Annotated in this window: 11 protein-coding genes; all 11 read right to left on the minus strand. The window is 72.9% G+C overall.

What is annotated here, in order from left to right:
- Positions 1 to 27 precede the first annotated feature (27 nt).
- A complete protein-coding gene (locus tag L3Q65_RS10600) occupies positions 28 to 2439 on the minus strand; it encodes a caspase family protein (protein WP_237599529.1) in 2412 nt (803 codons plus the stop codon).
- A 43-nt stretch (positions 2440 to 2482) separates the two neighbouring features.
- Positions 2483 to 5347: an AAA family ATPase gene (locus tag L3Q65_RS10605; RefSeq protein WP_237599530.1), complete on the minus strand. Its 2865-nt coding sequence runs from the start codon at positions 5345 to 5347 to the stop codon at positions 2483 to 2485.
- A 27-nt stretch (positions 5348 to 5374) separates the two neighbouring features.
- Positions 5375 to 6820 carry a hypothetical protein gene (locus L3Q65_RS10610; protein WP_182894828.1) on the minus strand — a complete coding sequence of 482 codons (1446 nt, stop codon included), beginning with the start codon at positions 6818 to 6820 and terminating at the stop codon, positions 5375 to 5377.
- Positions 6821 to 6851: 31 nt separating this feature from the next.
- The gene (locus L3Q65_RS10615) at positions 6852 to 9542 is read right to left on the minus strand and encodes a CHAT domain-containing protein (protein ID WP_237599531.1); all 2691 of its coding nucleotides are present in this window, start codon (positions 9540 to 9542) and stop codon (positions 6852 to 6854) included.
- Between the two features lie 50 nt (positions 9543 to 9592).
- Entirely contained in the window at positions 9593 to 10528 is a 936-nt protein-coding gene (locus tag L3Q65_RS10620; RefSeq protein WP_182894826.1) for a hypothetical protein, read from the minus strand.
- Positions 10529 to 10781: 253 nt separating this feature from the next.
- Positions 10782 to 11438: a 4Fe-4S single cluster domain-containing protein gene (locus L3Q65_RS10625; RefSeq protein WP_182894825.1), complete on the minus strand. Its 657-nt coding sequence runs from the start codon at positions 11436 to 11438 to the stop codon at positions 10782 to 10784.
- Positions 11435 to 12619, minus strand: a complete 1185-nt coding sequence (locus L3Q65_RS10630) for a hypothetical protein (protein ID WP_237599532.1) — start codon at positions 12617 to 12619, stop codon at positions 11435 to 11437. Before L3Q65_RS10630 ends, L3Q65_RS10625 begins: the two co-directional genes overlap by 4 nt.
- Before the next feature lie 15 nt (positions 12620 to 12634).
- Complete coding sequence (locus L3Q65_RS10635) at positions 12635 to 13210, minus strand: FHA domain-containing protein (RefSeq protein WP_182894823.1); 576 nt, start codon at positions 13208 to 13210, stop codon at positions 12635 to 12637.
- Positions 13210 to 15126, minus strand: a complete 1917-nt coding sequence (locus tag L3Q65_RS10640; RefSeq protein WP_237599533.1) for an AAA family ATPase — start codon at positions 15124 to 15126, stop codon at positions 13210 to 13212. Before L3Q65_RS10640 ends, L3Q65_RS10635 begins: the two co-directional genes overlap by 1 nt.
- Positions 15127 to 15177: 51 nt before the next feature.
- A complete protein-coding gene (locus tag L3Q65_RS10645; protein ID WP_237599534.1) occupies positions 15178 to 16482 on the minus strand; it encodes a hypothetical protein in 1305 nt (434 codons plus the stop codon).
- A 10-nt stretch (positions 16483 to 16492) separates the two neighbouring features.
- Positions 16493 to 18730 carry a serine/threonine-protein kinase gene (locus L3Q65_RS10650; RefSeq protein WP_237599535.1) on the minus strand — a complete coding sequence of 746 codons (2238 nt, stop codon included), beginning with the start codon at positions 18728 to 18730 and terminating at the stop codon, positions 16493 to 16495.
- Positions 18731 to 18747 lie beyond the last annotated feature (17 nt).

Below are 18747 nucleotides of genomic sequence, written 5' to 3' on the forward strand. Positions count from 1 at the left end.
GTGTCCTTTCGCCGGACAAATGTGCTGTCACTGGGGATCTGACGGACCGCTGTCCGGTGCTTCCGCCACGGCGAGGCCGAAAGTGAAATCCGCCGTCCGGACAGTGTGCTCGGCTTTCGGCCGGGCCGCGCCGAACCGCTCTCCCGGACCGAAAGCCGCGCGGTACAGGCCGATCGCGCCGCCGGTCGCCGCGGTCAGCGCGGCTTCGGCCGCATCGACGATCTCGGCCGCCGATTCCCCCGCGATGCCCGCGAAGTCCGCCTCGGCGCCCCGGTCCGGGGAAACCCACACGGCGACGTCCAGCTGTTCGCGGACTTCGCCTTCGAAGAGCGGGCTTTCGCTGACGGGGAGCCGGGTGCCGTCGACGGTCCCGGCGAACCGGGCCGTGCGGACGCGGTGGCGGAGCTTGCCGTCCGCGCCGGTGGTCAGCACCAGTGTGTCGAGCCGGAAATCCCGGTTGCGGAACGCGCGGTTGTGGTGCACGACCAAGGCGGGCAAGCGCACGGCGATCCGCGCGGGCGGACCGCTTGCCGCACCGAGGAAATCGTGGCCCGGGCGGTCGTCGATCTCGAAAACGGCTTCTTCTGCCCGCGGCGCGGGGACCGGTGCCAGGTCGAAGCCGATGGTCTGCACGGCGAAGCGCATCGGCCGGGTCAGCATCGGCGTGATGATCTCCCGGCCGTCCCGCGCGCCGAGCCGCAGGAGCTGTGCTTCCAAGCGGTTCAGCGCGCCGCTGGTGCGCACGCCTTGCTGTTGCAGGAGCGCCGCCTCCGTGCGTTCCTCGCTGATCAGCACCACGATGCTTTCCTTGCGCGGCAAGACCGGCGGCACCGACGACGGCCAGCTCAGCTCCATGCCGGGCAGCGTCCCGGTGACGTCGTTGCCGCCGAAGACGTACCGTTTGCCGGGGGCGATCGGGACGCCGCTGGGATTCTCCGGGTTCAGGAGCGTGACCTGGGCGGAGACGCCGACGTCCAGCAGCGAGACGTAGACGTATTCGCCTGGGTCGCCGTCGTTGTGCACGGTCACGCACACTGCCTGGCCGGGATGGAGAACCGCGCCGCCGGCAGGCAACGGGCGGGCGACGCCGTCGACGACCTGGGCCAGTTCGACGCGCACCCGGGTGCGCAGAGCCAGGCCCGGGTCTTCCGACAGCCGCAGCACCGCCCGCGCCCGCGCGATTCGCTTGAGGTCGCCCAGCACCTGGTGCGGTGCGGCTTTCGGCTGGTTCAGCGGGCCCGCGGCGTCGTGCAGGGCAACGCCTCCGGAGCCGGTCACGGTCCGCACCGCCGCCGTTTCCCCCTCGGCGGCCAGGCGCAGTGCCGGATCGGCCTGGACGCTCTCCGCCAGCGAACCCGTTCCGGCGTCCAGCGCGACGGGGAGCGGCGGGACCGCGGTCGCGATCACTTCGGCACGGGCCCCCGCGGGAATGTCCCGGCTGGGGTCGGGACCGTGCAGCGGGCCGAAGGCCGCCTGCCCGTCCGTCCACTTGACCACGGTCGTGCCGAGCAGGTCTTCGTCGTTGCGGATCGCGAACTCGTCGCCCTCGCGGTAACCGAGCAGGCCGGCGCCGGAGATCCGGATCCATTCCCGGTGCCGGGACGCGGGCAGCGCCGCGGCCTGGTCGGCGAGTCCGGTGCCGAACAGTTCGCGGTCGCGCGGGCCTTCCGAATCCGGTCGCTGCACGCCGCACTGCCGCAGGACCAGCTGGCGGACCCGGTCGCCGACCGTCGCCCAGGACAGCGGTTTCGCCGCCGGGTCGAGGGTGTCGAGCACGCGGGTGAGCGCGTCGGTGAAGTAGCCCATGGTGACGTCGTCGGCGTTCGGCGCCTCGTAGGCCCGCTGGTTCGTCGCGCAGGCCACGAGCCGGACCGCGTCCGGATTGCCCCGCGGGCTCAGTTCGGCGAGACCGGGACAGGTGCGGTGCAGCGAGTCCAGGTGGGCGCGGGCGAGGCAGGCCGGGACGGCGCGGGGCCAGACTTTGGCCACCGCGCCGGTTTCGAGGTCGCGGGACATCGCGCCGGAATGGCAGCAGTCGAGGATGACCGCGGCGTTGCGGGTCCGCGCGGTGAGTTTTTCGAGCAGCAGCGACAGCTCCACGTTGGCGATGCCGCGGAAATCGTCCTCCGAGGACTCTTCGTAGTCGGTCGGGATGATGAACTGCAGCACCCCCGGGCCCGGCATTCCTTCGGCGAGCGCCGGGTCTTTCGCGTAGGCCCCGTGCCCGCTGTAGTAGACGACGGCGGCGTCGTCGGGCCGCGACCGCGCGATCAGCTGTTCGTAGGCGTCGAGAATGCCTGCCCGGCTGGCGTTTTCGCCGTCGCAGACGACCGGGTCGAAATCCCAGCGCGTGAGCGCGGCGGCCAGCGCGGCGGTGTCGTTTCCGGGACCGGTCAGGCCGCCGGTCGCCGAACCGATCAGCAGTGCCCTGCGTGTCATGTTCCCTCCAGGATCATCGCGGCCCGTGCCCGGGCCGCGTCGTTCATTCCCCCAGCAGTCCGCATTCCCGGGCGATCCGCACCGCCTCGGCGGCGTTCCTGGCGTCGAGCCGGCGCATCGCCGAAGCGCGCTGATTGGCCACAGTGGACTTCGCCAGCCGCAGCCGGGTGGCGATCTGGCTGTTCGTCAGCCCCTGGGACACCAGGTCCAGCACCTGCAGTTCGCGGTCGGTGATCCCGAACGGACGCTTCGGCCGGGCCGGGGCCGCACCCGGCAGCTTGCGCGCCCGCCGGATCCGCCGGACCAGCGCGGCGAGCGGGACCGCGCCGAGCCGGCCGGCGATCGCCCCGGCCTCGGCGGCCGCTTCCGCCGCCGTCGCGGTGTCCTCGTCGCGGGCAGCCGCGCGGGCCAGCGCGTAAGCGCGGTGGTACGGACGGTCCAAAGAGGACCAGGATTCCGCGATGCCGGCCCACATCGGCGTGGTGTCCGCGCCCGAGGCTCGCGCTCGTTCGGCGGCGCAGAGCGCGGCTAGTGCCCGGGTTTCGGGGTCGTCGCCCGCGGTCGCCCGCGAAGCCAGGTCGCCGGCGAAAGCCCGGAGTTCCGGCGGCAGGCCGGGCTCGGGCCAATCGGCGGCGATGCGGAGGCCGCAGGCGCACAGTTGCAGCACCAGCAGCACGTCCTCGCTCGCCGCGACCGCTTCGATGCCGTGCCGCACGGTCGTCAGCGCGTTCTCCGGATCGCCTCGCGCCTCGGCGAGTTCGGCGAGGCAGCGGTACACGGGACTGAGGAACCGCGGCTGTGCGCTGGGCAGGTTCCGCACGCTCTCCAGGAGCCGCTCCGCCTCGTCGAACCGGCCGGTGGCCAGGTCGATCTCCGCTTTGGTCAGCCGCTGGAACGTGGTCTCCCGCGCCGGGTGGTAGCGCAGCACTTCCTCGACGAGGACCGAGGCCTCGTCCCATTCGCCGATCTGGAACAGCGTCGCGCAGGCGTTGTTCGCCAGCAGTGCCGACTGCCGGGAGTCGAGCAGCCCGAACTCCCTCGTTTTCGCCAGTCCGATCCGGAACTGCTTCGCGGCCTCGACGATCCGGCCCGCGCGCTCCAGGCACACGCCGAGGTTGCCGCGGGCGCGCAGCTGGTCCTCCAGATGGTCTTCCGCCTCCGCGACGGCGAGCGCCTTCTCGACGGCCGCGACTGCTTCTTCGTGGCGGCCCAGGCCGGAAAGCGCCAGCCCCCGGCTGTTGAGCGCACGTCCGGTTTCCGGCCCTGCCGACGCGGCTCGGGCCTCCGCTTCGGCTTGGCGGGCCAGTTCGAGCGCTTCGGTGCACCTCCCGGACTTCACCGCCGCCGTGGCGAGCGCGGACCGGACCCGGGAGCCCGCCGCGCTCGGCCGGGCCGCGTCGAGGATGCGGTCGGCGGCCCGCAGTTCGGCCTGGGATTCCTCGTCGTAGCCCGCTTCCCAGTGGTAGCTGCTCAGCCGCTCGTGCAGGCTGCCGAGCCGGACCGGATCCGCGCCGTTCGCCGCCGCCACCGCCTCGCGGGCCCAGGTGACGCTTTGGCGCAGGTGCCCGGCCCAGCGGGCGGCGTTCGCGGCCGCCTCGAGCACCTGGTCGAGCGAGGCGCCCGCGACTTGTCCGGCATCGGGGAGCCGGGGCCAGAGGTCGAGCGCGCGGGCGTACTGAACTTCGGCCTCGGTGAACGCGCGCAAGCGCAAGGCGAAATCGCCGGCGCCGATCGAGGCGTGCAGTGCCCGGGCCGCGTCGTCGGCCGCATACCAGTGATAGGCGAGCTCGGGCAGCAGCCGCGGATTGGCCGGGGCCTCCTCGGCCAGCGCTTCGGCGAACTGCGCGTGCAGGCGGCGGCGTTCCCGGGCCAGCACCGCGCGGTACGCGGCTTCGCGCAGCAACGCGTGCTGGAACCGGTACGAGCGATCGTCCTCGTCCTCGACCAGGACGTGCTGACCGAGGCATTCGGTGAGCGCGGCGTCGAGCGCCCGGTCGTCGAGCCCGGCGACCCGGGCCAGCACGGCGTCCCCGACCCGGCGGCCCGCGACGGCGGCGACCTTGGTCAGCCCGGCCGCGTCGGGGCCGAGCCGGGCGAGCCGTTCGTGCATGAGGTCGTCCAGCGAGGGCGGGATGCGGGCCGCCCCGGAGCCGGACTCGGCGACGAGCTGTTCGGTGAAGTAGGGATTGCCCTCCGACAGCGCGAAGTACTCGTCGGCGCGCTCCGGGCTGACGTCCTCCCCGGTCAGCGCGGCGACGAAGGCCCGGAGTTCCTTGCGGCTGAAGGGTTGCAGGGTCAGCCTGCGCGTCCGGCGGACGAACTCCGGCTCGGTCAGCCGGACCCGCAGCGGATGCCCGGTGCGCAGTCCCGACCGGTAGCTGCACACCAGCATCAGCCGCTCGTCGGTCTTGGTGAGCACGAAGTAGGCGATGAGGTCGAGCGTCGCGGTGTCGGCCCAGTGCACGTCCTCGAACACCAGCACCAGCGGTTTCCGGCCGCCGATGTGGTCGAGCAGCCGGGCGACCGCGCCGAAGACCCTGCTCCGCGCGCCGGGGCCCGGAGCGGGGCCGGGGCCCGCGGTGAAGTCGGAGATCAGGCAGGACAGCTCCGGCCAGGCGGGTCCGGCCAGTTCCCGGGCCCGCTGCTCGCCTTCGGCGCGGACCAGGCCGCGCAGGGCCTCGGTCAGCGGGCCGTACGGGATGCCGTCGCCTGCCAGTTCGAGACAGCCGCCCGCGAGGACGAACGCGCCGGATTCGCGTGCGGTGCGGGCGAATTCCCGCAGCAGGCGCGTTTTTCCGGTGCCTGCTTCGCCGTCGAGGACGAGGGCTTCGGGGTGCCCGGCTGCTGCGGCGGCGAGCACTTCGCGCAGCAGCTGGAGTTCGGCGTGTCGTCCGAAGAACGGGTTCACGCCGGGCCTCCTTCCGTGGTGGCGTGTTCAGGCGAGCGGTTGGGCCGCGGCTTTGAGCGACACCGGCCACGGGTAGCCGGCGGGCAATCCCTCGACCGCCTTGCGGAGTTCGGCCGCGGCGAAGGCGGTCCGGCACGCACAGCGGAGCGCGTGCAGTTCCGCTGCGCGATCGGCCGCGAGGTTCCCGGAGCCCAGCAGTGCGTCGAGGCGGCCGGTGAACCCGGCGGCGAGCGCGTCGAGTCCGGCGAGCGGCCGTTCGGGCGGGAGGAACGCGCCCAGGCAACGCAGGACGACCGGGAGTTCCGGATGGTCGATCGGCAGGGCGCGCGCGGCGGACAGCAGAGCGCGGGCGCCGAGTTCGCAATCGCTGCCGTCGCCGTCCGGATCCGCGCGTCGGCGGAGGCGCAATGCGACGGCGTGGGCGAAATGCGTGAACGCAGTGTCCTCTTCGGACAGTTCGGCGGTCTCGCTCTCCAGCACCTCGCTCGCCAGCGCGATCGCGGTGTCCACGGATTCCACCGTGGGCGGAGCCGTATCGGGCAGCAGCAACTCCGCGGCGGTGCGCCAAGTGCGGCGGCCGTCGAGGGAAAGCGACGCGACGAGGGACTGCAGCAACTCCGCCTGCACAGGCTGCGGCGGGACTTCCGCGGGAGCCTCCGCGCGCGCGACCGCCGGGCTTTCTTCGGCGGCGTCCTCGACGATGATCACCGGAACCTCGTCAGGACGCACGTTCAGGACGCCCGCGCCGGACTCGATCGCTTTGCGCATCAGGCTGGAGAAGCCCGCGCCGCCGTTGGCCATCCGGGCTTGGAGTTCGGTGAACCGGGCGAACAGGTTCTGCATCGAAGACAGGTCCAGCGGCCGGTCGCCGAGCCCGAGCATGGCCTTCATCAAGTCGCACAGCTGCAGCAGCAGATCGGCCATTTCGGAGACGTCGGCGGACACGCCGTCGGTGTCGCACACCGTGTGCAGCAGCTCTTCGGCCCGGTCGATGTCCGGCAGCGCGGCGGGAGAACGGCGTCCGGACAGCAGGTCGGCGGGGGTTTGGGTGACCATGCCGGTCAGCTGGTTCTGCGCGCCGGTGAAGAGCAGCATCGCCAGCACCAGGCGCAGGATCGCGAGGTAGGAGACCTGGAACCGCCCGTGCTCGATGGCTTCTTCGAGCAGTTCGACGGCGCGCGGACGGTGGGTGCCGTCGCCGGTCCGCACCGTGCGGAAGGCGAGCAGGTACCCGAGGAAGGCCGCGACCTGCGGGCGTTGCGGATCGCCTTCGCGGTGGTGGCCGTAGACCTCGTCGGCGCACTGGATCGCCTCGTCGAGATCGGTGCGCGCCGAAAGCGAATCCAGCGGCGCGGTCGTCATGCGCTGGAACAGTTTCTGCGCCAGGCTGCCCAGCGGTTCCGTCCGCGCGGGGCCGCTGAGCGTCGCGAGCCGGGCGCGCAGTTCGTCGATGGTCTCGGTGGTCTGGGGCATCCGGTTGTCTCCTTCGCCGGGGGAGGGCTGGTCAGTGGCCGCCGTGGACGAATCCGGCCCATCCGGCGACGCCCACGTGCTCGCGGTGGGCGAACGACTCGCGCAGCGGGGCGGGGACGCTGTCGGGGATCGGCGCGTCCGGACGGAGCAGGCAGAGCTGGGCCGTGCGCAAGGCTTGCCACGGCGGCAGCTTTTCCGCGCGCAGGTAGTGGTGGAACAGGTACATCAGCATCGACGTCGCCTCGTCCGGAATCGCCCACTGGGTGAACAGGACGGTGCGGACGCCGCCGGCCAGGAACGCGGTGCCCAGGCTGTAGGCCTCGTCGTAGCCGTGGATCGACCGGCCGGTGTGGCACGCCGCCATCACGACGAGGCCGATCCGGCGGCCGGGGGTGCGGTGCAGCAGCCGGACGATCTCGTCCGCGCCCAGTTCGCCCGGCGTGCCGGGAGAATCGGGTGCCAGCACCAGAACGGCCTTCGCGGCCCGCTCGTCGGAGGTGAACTGGCCGTGGCAGGCGAGGTGCAGCACCGCTCCGGCTTGCGGGCCGTCGGCGGTCAGCCACGCCCGGACCTGTTCGGCGGTGCCCGGTCCGGACGGGCTCGGGGATCCGTTCGGGCGGCGGCCGACGTACTTCGCCGCGTGCAGGAAGGCTTTGTGGACTTCCAGCGCCTCGAGCCGCGCGGCGGGCAGATCCCGCGCGGTGCCTTCGGTCCGCGGATCGCTGACGACAAGGCCGGTCGAGGTCAGCCGTACCGGGGGCCGCGCGGCGTTGGCGCAGAACTCGCGGGCCGACACCGCTTGCGAGAACGCGGCCAGTTCCAAGGCGTAGGCGCCTTCGCGGTTGCGTGCGGCCTGCCAGGGGATGGCCGCCAGTTCGGCCATCGGGATGAGCACGATCCGCGGCACCCGGTCGCGTGTTTCCGCGTCCCGCGCGAAATAGCGTTCCAGGAGCGGGCCGATCGCCACTCGCCAGGCCCATTCGCAGAGGTCGTCCAGGCAGTCGGTGAACGAAGTCTGCGCGACCGGAGCCAGCTCACGCGAAAAACGCGACAAGGCCGTCAGATAACCCTCGATTTCGTTGTCGTGGCGCACTCTCAGGTACGACAAAGGCAGGTAGGCCATTCGTCCTTCGCGCGGGATCACCAGGGCCATGCCCGGTTGCTGTTCGTCGGCGGGCACGAGATAGACGAGGGCGTCCGCCTCGACGGTGCGCAGCGCGGCGCGGACGTCCGCGGGAGACGGCAACCGCAGCAGATGTTCGATTCCTCCCGCGGCGTCCACGAGCACTTCGATGGCCTCTGCCCGCAGCCCCGGCGCGGTCGGCCCCTCTGTCTCCCACCGCTGCGCGAGGGCGTCTTGCCCGGCCGCGCGCAGCCGCGGCACCAGATCGAGCATTTCGACCTCGGCGAACAGCATCAGGCCGCGGCCGGTGTCGAGCGCCTCCATCGCGCCCGCGTAGTCGCCCGCGAGGACGCGCTGCCGGGCCAGGTCCATGCCCATGGCGGCGGCCTCGCGCAGACCGGTCCGGGCCACCGCGGGATCGGACTCCACCAGTGCGCGGCGCGCGAACCGGTACAGGGCGGTCAACCCCGCCTCGCCGGAGGCGGCGTGGTCGCCCAGCCGGCGGCTGATCTGCGAGAGCAGGTTGTTGGCATCCGTCCACAAAGGATTCGCCGATCCGTCGCGGCCGCGCAGGTCGCGGATGAGGTCTTCGAGCACTTGCCGCGCCTCGTCGAGGCCTTCGGTCGAGCCGAGGACCTCGGCGCGCCGCCACAGGTTGATCGCGACGCCGTTGCGGGCGAGGTCTTGCGCCGGACCGGGCTCGGCGGCGGCCTCCTTGGTGAGTTCGACGGCCCGGTCGATGCGCGCGAGGTCGGTCTCGGTCCCGCCGCGCATCAGCGCGTAGCTGGCGGCGAGCTTGTTCATCGCTCCGGTTTCGCCGCCGGTGTACCGCCGGACGGTCTCCTCGGCGGTGAGCCCGTCCACGTCGGGCATCGGGTCGGTGAGCAGGCCGAAGATCGCGTTCGAACTCGGCGGGAGCTCGAACGCGGACGGGTCGAGGCCGAGCGCCAGCGCGCTGTGGCGCAGCCGCTCGAGCTGGTCCTGCGTCGCGGACCAGTCGCCGGTGCGCTGCGCCCGGAGGAATTCGGCCATCGTGTCGCGCACGTCCCGCAACTGCGCGGCCCGCTGCTCGTCGCCGATGCGGTCGATGAGCGGCCCCATCTGCTCGATCATGCCCATCGCGCTGCTTTCGTCGCCGCGCTGGAACGACACGCTGAGCCCGACTCCGTGGCGGGCGGCCGCGAGCGCGGCGAGGGTGTGCGGGAATCCCGCCTGCTCCGTCGTGAGCTCGTCCAGTTCGGCGACGACCTCGGCGGCCGCGGCTTCCCGGTCCTGCACCTGGCAAGCGAGCTGGAAGGCCCGTGCCGAGGCGCGCGCCTGCGGCCAGGCGAGCAGGTGCGGGGGCGCGGCGTCCGCCAGGCCCAGCAACGCGCCGGTCTCGGCGATGAGCTGGACCGGCGGTCCGCTGCCGCCGTCGGTCAGCAGCGTGACCATGGTGGCCGCGAACTCGCTCCGCAAAGGATGCCCGGCGGGCAGCGCGCGCAGGTCGGCCAGGAAGGACGGCAGGTCGTGCCGCCCGCCCGCGGCCACCGCGTCCACTGCCGCCCGGCAGCGCGCGACGGCAGCCGGATCCGCCGGGACGTCCGTGCCGTTGCCCACCCTGGCCTCCTCGCTCCGGTTCTGCTCTTCCCTGACGGACGGCCGCCGCTTCAGGGCGCGGTCACCGCCGCCAGGATGCGGTGCACCGCCTCGGGTTCGGCGGCCCGAGGCTCGTCGTCGAACACCGACGCCACGACGTCCAGCACGACCTCCTCGGGCGTTTCGCCTGCCGCGATCCGGCTGGTGATCGCCGCGACCGCCACCGCCGCCAGTTCGGTCAGCGCGTCGGGCGGTTCCTGGCCGCCGGACGGGTCGACGAGGAAGAGGTCTTCGCCGTTCTCCGCGGACACCCGTTGCAGCGGAACCGACGGAGGCTGTTTGCGCCCCAGCGGCCGCTCGACGTAATCCGCGTACCACCGGGGCCGCACGCGCATGGCGGACAGCACCGCGGCGATGTCGCGCGCGACCTCCTGGCGGGCGGTCGCGGGGTCGGCGCCGCACCCCACGCGGTATTCCGCCCACTGCTCGACCGGCCAGATCCCGGGCCCCACCGCGGCGTCCGTGCCGACGAAGTCCAGGATGTCGACGGCGAGCGCGAGCAGCACCGGGTCGCGGCCGAGTTCCGCGGCCAGCCAGCAGGGGACCCGCGGGCGCTGCAAGGCACCGCGTTCGCTGCGCCTGCGGCGGTATCCGTCGACGGTGGCGTGGCCGAGCCTGCTGCGGATCCACCCTTCGAGCGAGGCGATCGGCACGCGCGCGTTGGCGAAAATGTCGTCGATGACCGCGTCCATGTCGTTGTGGAACCGGTCGAGGCACGGGTCGTCGAGGCGCCGGACCCCGGCGGCGCAGCGGTAGTGGCCGCGCTTGGCCTCCAGCTTCCGGGTGAGGTTCCGGAACAGGACCGGCTCGGCGATCTCGAACACGGCGGCCCGCAGGCGGCGGCGGGCCTCGCCGCGCGCCGCGGCGGCGTGCGCGGCCAGCTTTCCCTGGCTCGCCAGCTGCCGGACCTGATCGGGGGTGACGGGGACGAAGTCGTTGCCAGCCATGGGAAAGCTCCTGCTGATCGAAATTGCTTCGGCAAAATCGAAGCTAGGAGCCGTCTTCCGCGGGTTCGATGGACCGCGCGGGAGTTGATGACAACGCACTATCCGGGAACCGCGGCGGACCGCCTCGTCTCGCGGACTGGACCGGTGGGACGACCCGGTTGGACCGCTCGACGCCGCTGCCGGGAATTCAGCCGCTGGCCCCGCCTGCGGGGTTCCCCTCACGAACCTGCCCGGTACGGTGCCGCCTTCGCGGTCAGCGTCGCCACGTCACCTCGGTGACGTCGAGTCCGAGGTCTTTCATCGACCGGTCGAGGGTGCGCAGCGCTGCTCGGCGAGGGGTGCCGATGATCCAGGGGCCGTCGTCGCCCGCCTCCAGCTGGAGCGGTCCTCGCGCGGGCGCGCAGTCGACGAACTCGGCGTAGCGGTGCCTGCCCAGTGCGCTTTGCGGGACCATGCGCTGGTTCGCCGAACCCCGCCACACCAGGTCGGTCGGCTGCGCGACGTCGAACCGGCCGTACACCACGACGTCGGCCCGCGCGGCCGCGGCCCGGCGGGGCTCGTCCAGTTCGTCCTCGTCGTAGCCGGTGTAGAGCAGGAAGTCGAGGTCGCGGTCTGTGCCGCGGCGGATCTCGTCCGCGGCGGCGAGGAACGCGGCGAGGCTTTCCGCCTGCTGCAACGGTTCTCCGCCGCTCACCGTCAGCCCGGCGGCACCGCGGTCCACCGCGGATTGCCACAGCGCGGCCAGGTCCTCGACCGGCGTCTCGGTCCCGCCGTCGGCGGACCAGGTGTCGCGCGACATGCAGCCCTTGCACGCCAAAGTGCAGCCTTGCAGCCAGATGCCGAGCCGGTGCCCGGGCCCGAGCGCGCGGACCGGGTAGTGGGTCCGGCTGATCCGCAGCCGCGCGCTCATGCGGGACGCGTCCGGTTCAGCCGGTTCTCGACGGCTTCGGTGAAGGCCGGATCGCCGGTCGTGGCGGACAACGCGTCGAAGTAGGCGTACTCCGCGGCGCGGTACGCGGCTTGGATCGCTTCGATCAGGGTCGCGGGCTGGCGGCCGCCGGTCTCGGGAATGACCGCGGCGAAGTCCGCGAAGCCAGGGTCGAGTTCGAGAATCATCTCCTGCAACTGTGCCTCCAGTTCCTCCGAACGCTGCCTGCTCGCCGCGTACGCCTCCTGGAACGGATGTCGGCGGGCGAGGCCGACCATGAACGAGACCGAGCCGCCGACCAGCAGTCCGGCGATCACGATCACCACCAGGGTCGTGCCCGTGATGTCCAGCGACGCGAGGCGGACGTGGTCCGCGCCGACGACGGACGCGGCGACCATGCCCAGGAAGGCCGCCATCGTGGTCCAGGCGACGCCGAGGACCGCCGCCGCGGGTTTGAGCGCGCGGTCGCTGCCGGTCGCCCGGCCCGACCGCAGCATGACCGCGGTGACGTGCGGCCCGAGCACGGTCATCACCGCGGACGAAACGCCCAGCGCCCAGGCCGCCGCGGCGGGCAGCACGCCGGAGAGGAAATGCTGGAACACCAGGTAATGCACCGGACCGAGCACGACGACGAGCCCGGCGAGGATGAGGACCCTCCACCGCAACCCCAGAGCGGTGGTTTCGCCCTCCCACACCGGATCGTCCTCGGGCGCCTGGTCCTCGCCGGCCTCCGCGGGCGGCCGGTGCGGATCCGGCTCGCGCAGCCACGCTTCCCGTCCCGCGAGGCGGCCCATCATCTGCCGGGCGGCAGCCGTCTGCCGGCGCGCCTCGTCGCGCTGCTCCCGCAAGAGCGCAGTCTGCTGGAGCACGGCGAGATGCCGTTCCTGCGCCGAGGCGACCGCCGCACGGCAGCGCTGGCGCAGGAGGTTCGCGTAGTCCTCCTTCTCGGTTTCCGCGTCGTGCGCGGCGGCGAGGGAATCGGTGAACGACCAGCCGTCGCGCACGTGGTTGCGGGCGTCGGCTTCCCCGCGCGCCCGCGCCTCGGCGATGAGCACCGCGGCGGGCGTGCGCGGGTCTTCGACCGGGACGGGCGGCCGCGGCCGGGCACGCGGGGCGCGGTCTGCGGACGCCGGGGCCGGCGCCTCCTGCGGGGGATGGGTCACGATGCGCTCTCCTGGCTAGCGGCGGTACAGGGTGATCGAGCCCTCGACGTCCCGGCCGAACCGGATCCGGTCGCCGGACGCCAGCTGCCGGTCCAGCGGCGGCTGGATCTCGGCTCCGTTCAGGAACGTCCCGTTCGGGGTCGGCAGCGCTTCGATCCAGGCGGTCCCGTCGGCGTCGACGCGCACCGCCGCGTGCGCGCGGGAAACGTTGGGATGATCGCGGAAGACCCGTTGATAGGAGCCCAGCCTGCCCAGCTCGACCCGGACGCCTTCGCTCACTTCGACCTCCCCGCCGGCGAACTCGATGTACAGGGCGGGCGGCGTCAGCGAGCGGCCGCACTCCAGCCGCGTGCACTGGGTGTTGCCGGGAGCGGCCTCGTGCGAGCAGCGCCAGCAGCGGTCGCGGCTCCACCCTTTCCGCCGGTCCGCCGGCTGGACCGGGATGTCCGTCCCGTCCGTTCGACCCCGTTCTGTCGTGGCGCCCCCAGGCGGTTCCTCGGCGACCTCCACCAGCGGGCACGTGTGCTCCGCGCACATCGACGCTCCGTCGTCGAAGACCTCCGAGGGATCCTCGGGGCACGCCCAGCGCATCAGGCCCCGCCCCGGGTGAGCCGCGCGGTCAGGCCGGGGCCGTCGTCCTCGCCGCCGGGGCGCAGCTCGAAGACCTCGACCAGGTCGCCGCGGGCGGCGTTCTCGTCGAACAGCATCCGCGCCAGCGGGTTGACCAGATTGCTCTCCAGCATGTTGCCGATGCCGCGGCCGCCGTTTTCCAGGTCCTCGCAGGACAACGCGGCCAGCCGGGAGTGCACGGCGGGCTTCAGCTCCAGCCGGACGCCGAGCTGGGTGCGCACCTTGGAGACGACGTTGCGCAGCTGCCCTTCGAGGATCAGCACCGCCACCTCCGGGCTGATGTAGTTGAAGACGACGATGTTGTCGCCGAACCGGTTCAGCAGCTCGGGCCGTTTGAGCACCGTGGTGAAGTGGTCGCGGATCTCGTGCCGCACGCTCTCCTCGAGTTCCGCGTACCGGGCGCCGGGCTCGACGAGCCGGGTGGTGGCCTTGGTCTCCGGGTCGGTCCGCAGGATGCCGAGGTTGGAGGTGAAGACGAGGACGCACTCGGAGAAGTACGTGGTCGTGCCCTGGCCGTCGGTGAGCCTGCCGTCCTCGAGGATCTGCAGGAACTTGTCCATCACGAGGTTGTGCGCCTTCTCGATCTCGTCGAAGAGCACCACCTGGAACGGCCTGCGGCGGACCGCGCCGGTCAGCTCGCCGCCCGCCTCGAACCCGACGTAGCCCGGGGGAGCGCCGATGAGCCGGTCGGCGGCCTGTTCGGCGGAGAACTCGCTCATGTCGAACCGCAGGTACGCCTGGGCGTCGCCGAAGAGCAGCTCGGCGATCTGCTTGGCCAGTTCGGTCTTGCCCACCCCGGTCGGCCCGGCGAAGAACAGCACCCCGCGCGGGCGGTGGCCCGAGGTGCTCGCCTGCGCCCCGGAAAGGCCCAGCGCCGCCCGTTTCAGGATGTCCAGGGTCTTGCCGATCGCGCGTTCCTGCCCGAGCACCCGCTCCGCGATGACCTTCTCGCCGCGGGTGATCTCCTCGCGCACGCTGGCCCGTTGCCACAGGTTGTCGTCGATGCCGAGCTTGTAGATCCTCGTGGCGTCGGCGAGGCGGTCCACGCCCAGTTCCCGGTCCACCGCCAGCCGGGCGATCTTGAGCAGCGCCTCCAGCGGCATGCCCTCGGTGAGCGCGGCGAACTCCTTCTCCGGCGGGATTTCCCGCGGTTCCGGCTCGGCCGCCGCGGGCAGCAGCGGAACGAGGAGCTTCGCCATCCGCTCGCGGTCGTCGAGCGTCGGCACCGGGGCGGCCAGCGTGCGGATCGCCTCGATCCCGGCGGTGAACCAGATCGGCAGGTCGCGTTCGCTGTCGGCCAGCCAGATGACCGGGTGGTACAGCGCGCGCGGGCGGTCGGGGTACTTGTGCCGGACCGCGGCGAGCGCGAGTTTCTGGAAGTAGACGAACTCGTCGCGTTCTTTCGCGTCGAGCTGTGCGGGCGAGCGCAGGAGCCGGGAGGCGTGGTCCACGACGAAGGCCAGCCGGGCGAGCGGCCGTCCCGGCCCGCCGGACCGGGCGGCCGCGTGCGCGGTGTTGTCGGTCTCCAGCGGCGGTTGCTCGGCGGTCCCGGCGATCTTGGCCAGGTGCGCCCGCAAGCGTTCCGGGGACGGCCGCCTGCCCAGCACGCCGCAGCCGAGCACCTGTTCCGCCGCCCGTCGTGCGTCCTGTGTGGACGGATGCACGTCGAGGCCGGCGACCGCGTCGTAGGTGACCAGCGCGTCGAACCCGGCCGGTTCCAGCACGTGCCACAGCAGCTGGGTCAGCGACAGGATTTTCGTGGCGCCTTGGTGCTCGACGAGATAGGAGTCGCGGATGTTGCCGTGCAGCACGTACTGCGCGTGCACGGCGAGGGTGCCGGCGATCTCGCTGGCGAAGGCCGGGACAGGATGGTGCATACCGGGTTCGGTGGACACTGGCGCGCTCTTTTCGGGCCGGGCGGGCAGGGATCAGGTGTGGTACCGGACGCCGGGCCGGGACGCGGTTTCGATGTCCTCGACGGCGTCTGCACCGGCCACTTGCGCGGGCGTTTCCTCCAGGCGCACTTCCACTCCGGCGGCCGCCGCGGCGGCGGCGACTGTCCGCATCGCCGCGTTCGCGACGGCGCAGCGTTCCTCGCCGGTCGCTTTCTCGCTGTCGCTCAAGGGGGACCGGGCCGCTTCGAGGTGGTGTTCGATGCGATTGCCGTGGTGCACCCGGACCACCGTCGCGTGTTCGTCGGCCCAGCCGGGCCGGGCCATCCGGAGCCCGCTGAAATCCTTGCCCTCGAAGGTGTCCAGCACCTCGTGGCCGTCCTCGGCGAGGCAGCGGCGGACGAGGTCGCGCACGAACGCCCGCCCGGCCGTTTCGTCGGCCCAGTCCATCAGCCGGGCGCCCTCGCGGCGCAATTCGGGGGTCAGGTCGCGAGTGCCTTCGACGACCTCGCGCAGCGCGCGGGCGGTCCCGCGCAGCGGAGCGGGCGGGTCCACAGCGGACAAAACCTCGGCGAGCGGGCCGTCGTCCAGTGCCGACACCCAGGTGGCGGCCAGCCGCCGGCGCTCGATGGCCGGGTTGAGCTCGGTGACGATCTGGTAGCGCAGCTGGCTGAAGTACATCGGCTGCTCGGCCCCGGCCGGGATCGCGGCGGCTGCGGCGAGCATCTGCTCCAGTTCGGCGGTGGTGGCGTCCGGGTCGAGCAGGCCGATCACGTCGGCGACCGACGTGGCGGCGACCGGGCCGCGCCGCGGTGCGTGCCGGTCGGCGACGGCTCGCCGGTACCGGTCCAGTTCGGCGGAGAGGTCGCGGTCCGCGCCGGTGTTCGGCGCGGTGAGGACGACCCGGAGCGGCGGTGCGGCCGCGTCGATTTCCTTGTGCAGCCGGGCGATCTGGTACTCGGTGTCGGACACCCAGCGGACCGCGAGGGCGGGCGTCACCTCGGCGGAGAGAGCGAGCGGGGGAGGGACCGGCAGCCCGATGCCCGCCGCTTTGGCGCGCTCGCGGACGAGCCGCAGCCGGGCGTTGACCGCCACGATGTCGGCCATCGCGCGCCGCCGCCACTGCCCGGCCGCCTCCGCCGCCTCGATCGCGGCGATTTCCCGTTCCAGCGCGGTGCCTGATTCCCCGATCGCGCGGACCGCGCTTTCGGTCGCGGCGCCGACCGCCCTGGCCACCAGCACCGCGCCGGCCGTCACCGCGTACGCGCCGGCCACCACGATGGCGCCCGCCGCGACGATCGGAAGCCCGGCAGGTGCGACGACCATCGTTCCAGAACTCATGGCTACCTCCTCATGGATGGGATGACGGACCGCCGCCGCCCGCGCGGGCCAGGATTTCCCGTTCGCGGCGGTCCTGTGCGCGCCAGGCCATCGACCGCTGGACCGTCCACGGCAGGATCAGGAAAGCCGCCAGGAACGGCGCGGCGAGGGGCGCGACGACGGTGAGCGCGGCCAGGCCCGCGACCGCGGCGAGAGCCGCCGGGACGGCGGTGCGGCGGGCGAGCAGCCGCCTGGCCAGCCTGCCCAGCGCGACCCGGCCGGCGCCCAGCAGCGAGTAAGCGGGATGGAACCGGCCGCCGCTTTCCCACGCCAGCAGGCTTTCCGACACGAGGACGAGCAGGGCCGCGGCGGCGAGGCCCACCCAGGAGTCGACGATCTGGGCGTCGGAGGCGACCTCGGCCACGTCGCTCAGCCCGAGCAAGGCGAGCAGGAACGCGGTGACCGCGGCGACCCCGGCGGCGGCGTAGCTGAGCGCCTGCGGGCGGTTCTGCCGCCGCGACCAGTCGCGCAGGCTTTCCGTGCGGCGCAGCCAGGCTTCGTGCGCCTCCTGGGCGCGCCGTTCGTCGGCGAGCCGGGCCGACTCGGCTTCGGCGTGGGCGACGAGGGCCATGGCGATCCATCGGCAGTCGTTGTTCCGGACCAACTCCGAAAACCAGTCCAGGCGGAAGGCGCGTGCCTGTTCGTCAAGCTCGCGGCGGATGGTTCGGGTGTGTTCCGCGGTGGCCGTCGCGGCGAGCAGTGCCAAGGAAAGCGCCCGTTCCCGTTCCTCCCGGAGGAAGACTTCGGCGGCTCGGCGCGCGTCCGCGTTCGCCACGGCTGCCGCGCGCTCGGCGAGTCGATCCCAGGCCGTCCGCCAGTTTCGGCGGACTTCCTGAAGGCCGAGCCCGCTCGATGCCTCCCCGCGTGCGCCGCCGGAGGCGAGGAGCGGCAACAGTTCGTAGTCCCAGAGTTCGGCGACGACGTCCGTGCTCGGGACGATTCCTTCGTAGCCTTCCTGGGCCAGTTGCGCGAGCGGGCCGGGCGCGATGTTCCATCTGCGGTACCAGGGCGGGAAGGCGGGGGCTACCGCGCGCACGAGATGCAGCAGGCGCACGTCGGCGGGCGCGCGGCGGCGGGGCGGCGGGACGCGGGCGCCGTCGTCGGGGAAGGCCGCCAGCCAGGCGGACAGCCGCCTCGCCGGTTCGGGGTTTTTCCCGCACAGCACCGAAAGCGCCAGTCCCCAGTCGTTGACCAGCGCGGCCGCGAGGTCTTCCCGGTCCCAGAACTGGCGGCCCGCGAAGACGTACGGTTCCCCGGCGCGGGGGTCGTCGGCGGGCCGGGGCGGGGGAGTGCTGACGGCGGGGCGTTCCCCGCGCAGCCAGGCGGCGACCTCCTCGGCGCCCCAGCGGTGGTCGGGGTCCATGGTCAGCAGGCCGTCGCAGAGCAGGCGGAGGCCCTCGTCGGCGACCGCGCCGGTGTCGATCGGCCGGCCCGAGGCGAGGCGGTCGCGGATGACCTGCGGGACGGTGATCCCGGGGAACAGCGGCTGCCCGGTGGCGAGTTCCGCCGCGCAGACCCCGAGAGACCACCAGTCGAAGGCCGGGCGGACCAGGCCGACGTGGAACTCGGGCGGGGTGTAGGGGACGGTGCCGATCCGCCCTTCGTCGGTGTGCGCCTCGCCGGCCGGCACGTGGAGGGCGATGCCGAAGTCGGCGATCGCCACCGTCAGCGGTTCGAGCCCGGCGACCAGAATGTTGGCGGGCTTGAGATCGCGGTGCACGATGCCCGCCTGCTGGACCGCGGCCAGCCCGTCGGCGAGCTGGCGCACCACCTCCGCGACGACGTCCGGGGCGACCCCGGCCGGATGCCGCAGCCGCAGGTCCAGCAGGGTCCCGCCGGTCAGGTGCGGCATGACCTCGTAGAACCGGTCGTCCTCGACCCCGGTTTCGGCACAGCCGACGACGTGCGCGGGGCATTCGCCGCGGAGGAACGCGACGACGCGTTCGTCCGGGAGCCAGCCCGGCCGGTGCACCTTCAGCACCCGGGGCGCGCCGTCGGAACGCCGCACGACGTGGAAGACGTCCCCCTGGCCGCCCGGGCCGGTGATGTCGAGCTCGATCCGGAACCGTTCGGCGAGCAGGCGCGGCAGGGCGCGGCCCGCGCCGCGGGGGCGGGACCGGCCGGGTTCGATCTCGGTCGGCTCGCCTCGGTCGAGCGCACGCCTGCCGGGTTCGACTTCGGTGGGCGGGGCGCCGTGCGGTGCGGTCACCCGGCGGTCCTCGCGAA

Origin of the sequence: Amycolatopsis sp. FU40, assembly GCF_021903635.1 — a bacterium.
GTDB classification, from domain to species: Bacteria; Actinomycetota; Actinomycetes; order Mycobacteriales; family Pseudonocardiaceae; genus Amycolatopsis; species Amycolatopsis dendrobii.

Excerpts from the sequence above, each read along its gene's own strand:
- L3Q65_RS10635 (WP_182894823.1), bottom strand. The coding sequence starts at position 13,210 with ATGCGCTGGGCGTGCCCCGAGGATCCCTCGGAGGTCTTCGACGACGGA.
- L3Q65_RS10625 (WP_182894825.1), bottom strand. The coding sequence starts at position 11,438 with ATGAGCGCGCGGCTGCGGATCAGCCGGACCCACTACCCGGTCCGCGCG.
- L3Q65_RS10640 (WP_237599533.1), bottom strand. The coding sequence starts at position 15,126 with ATGCACCATCCTGTCCCGGCCTTCGCCAGCGAGATCGCCGGCACCCTC.
- L3Q65_RS10620 (WP_182894826.1), bottom strand. The coding sequence starts at position 10,528 with ATGGCTGGCAACGACTTCGTCCCCGTCACCCCCGATCAGGTCCGGCAG.
- L3Q65_RS10645 (WP_237599534.1), bottom strand. The coding sequence starts at position 16,482 with ATGAGTTCTGGAACGATGGTCGTCGCACCTGCCGGGCTTCCGATCGTC.
- L3Q65_RS10610 (WP_182894828.1), bottom strand. The coding sequence starts at position 6,820 with ATGCCCCAGACCACCGAGACCATCGACGAACTGCGCGCCCGGCTCGCG.
- L3Q65_RS10600 (WP_237599529.1), bottom strand. The coding sequence starts at position 2,439 with ATGACACGCAGGGCACTGCTGATCGGTTCGGCGACCGGCGGCCTGACC.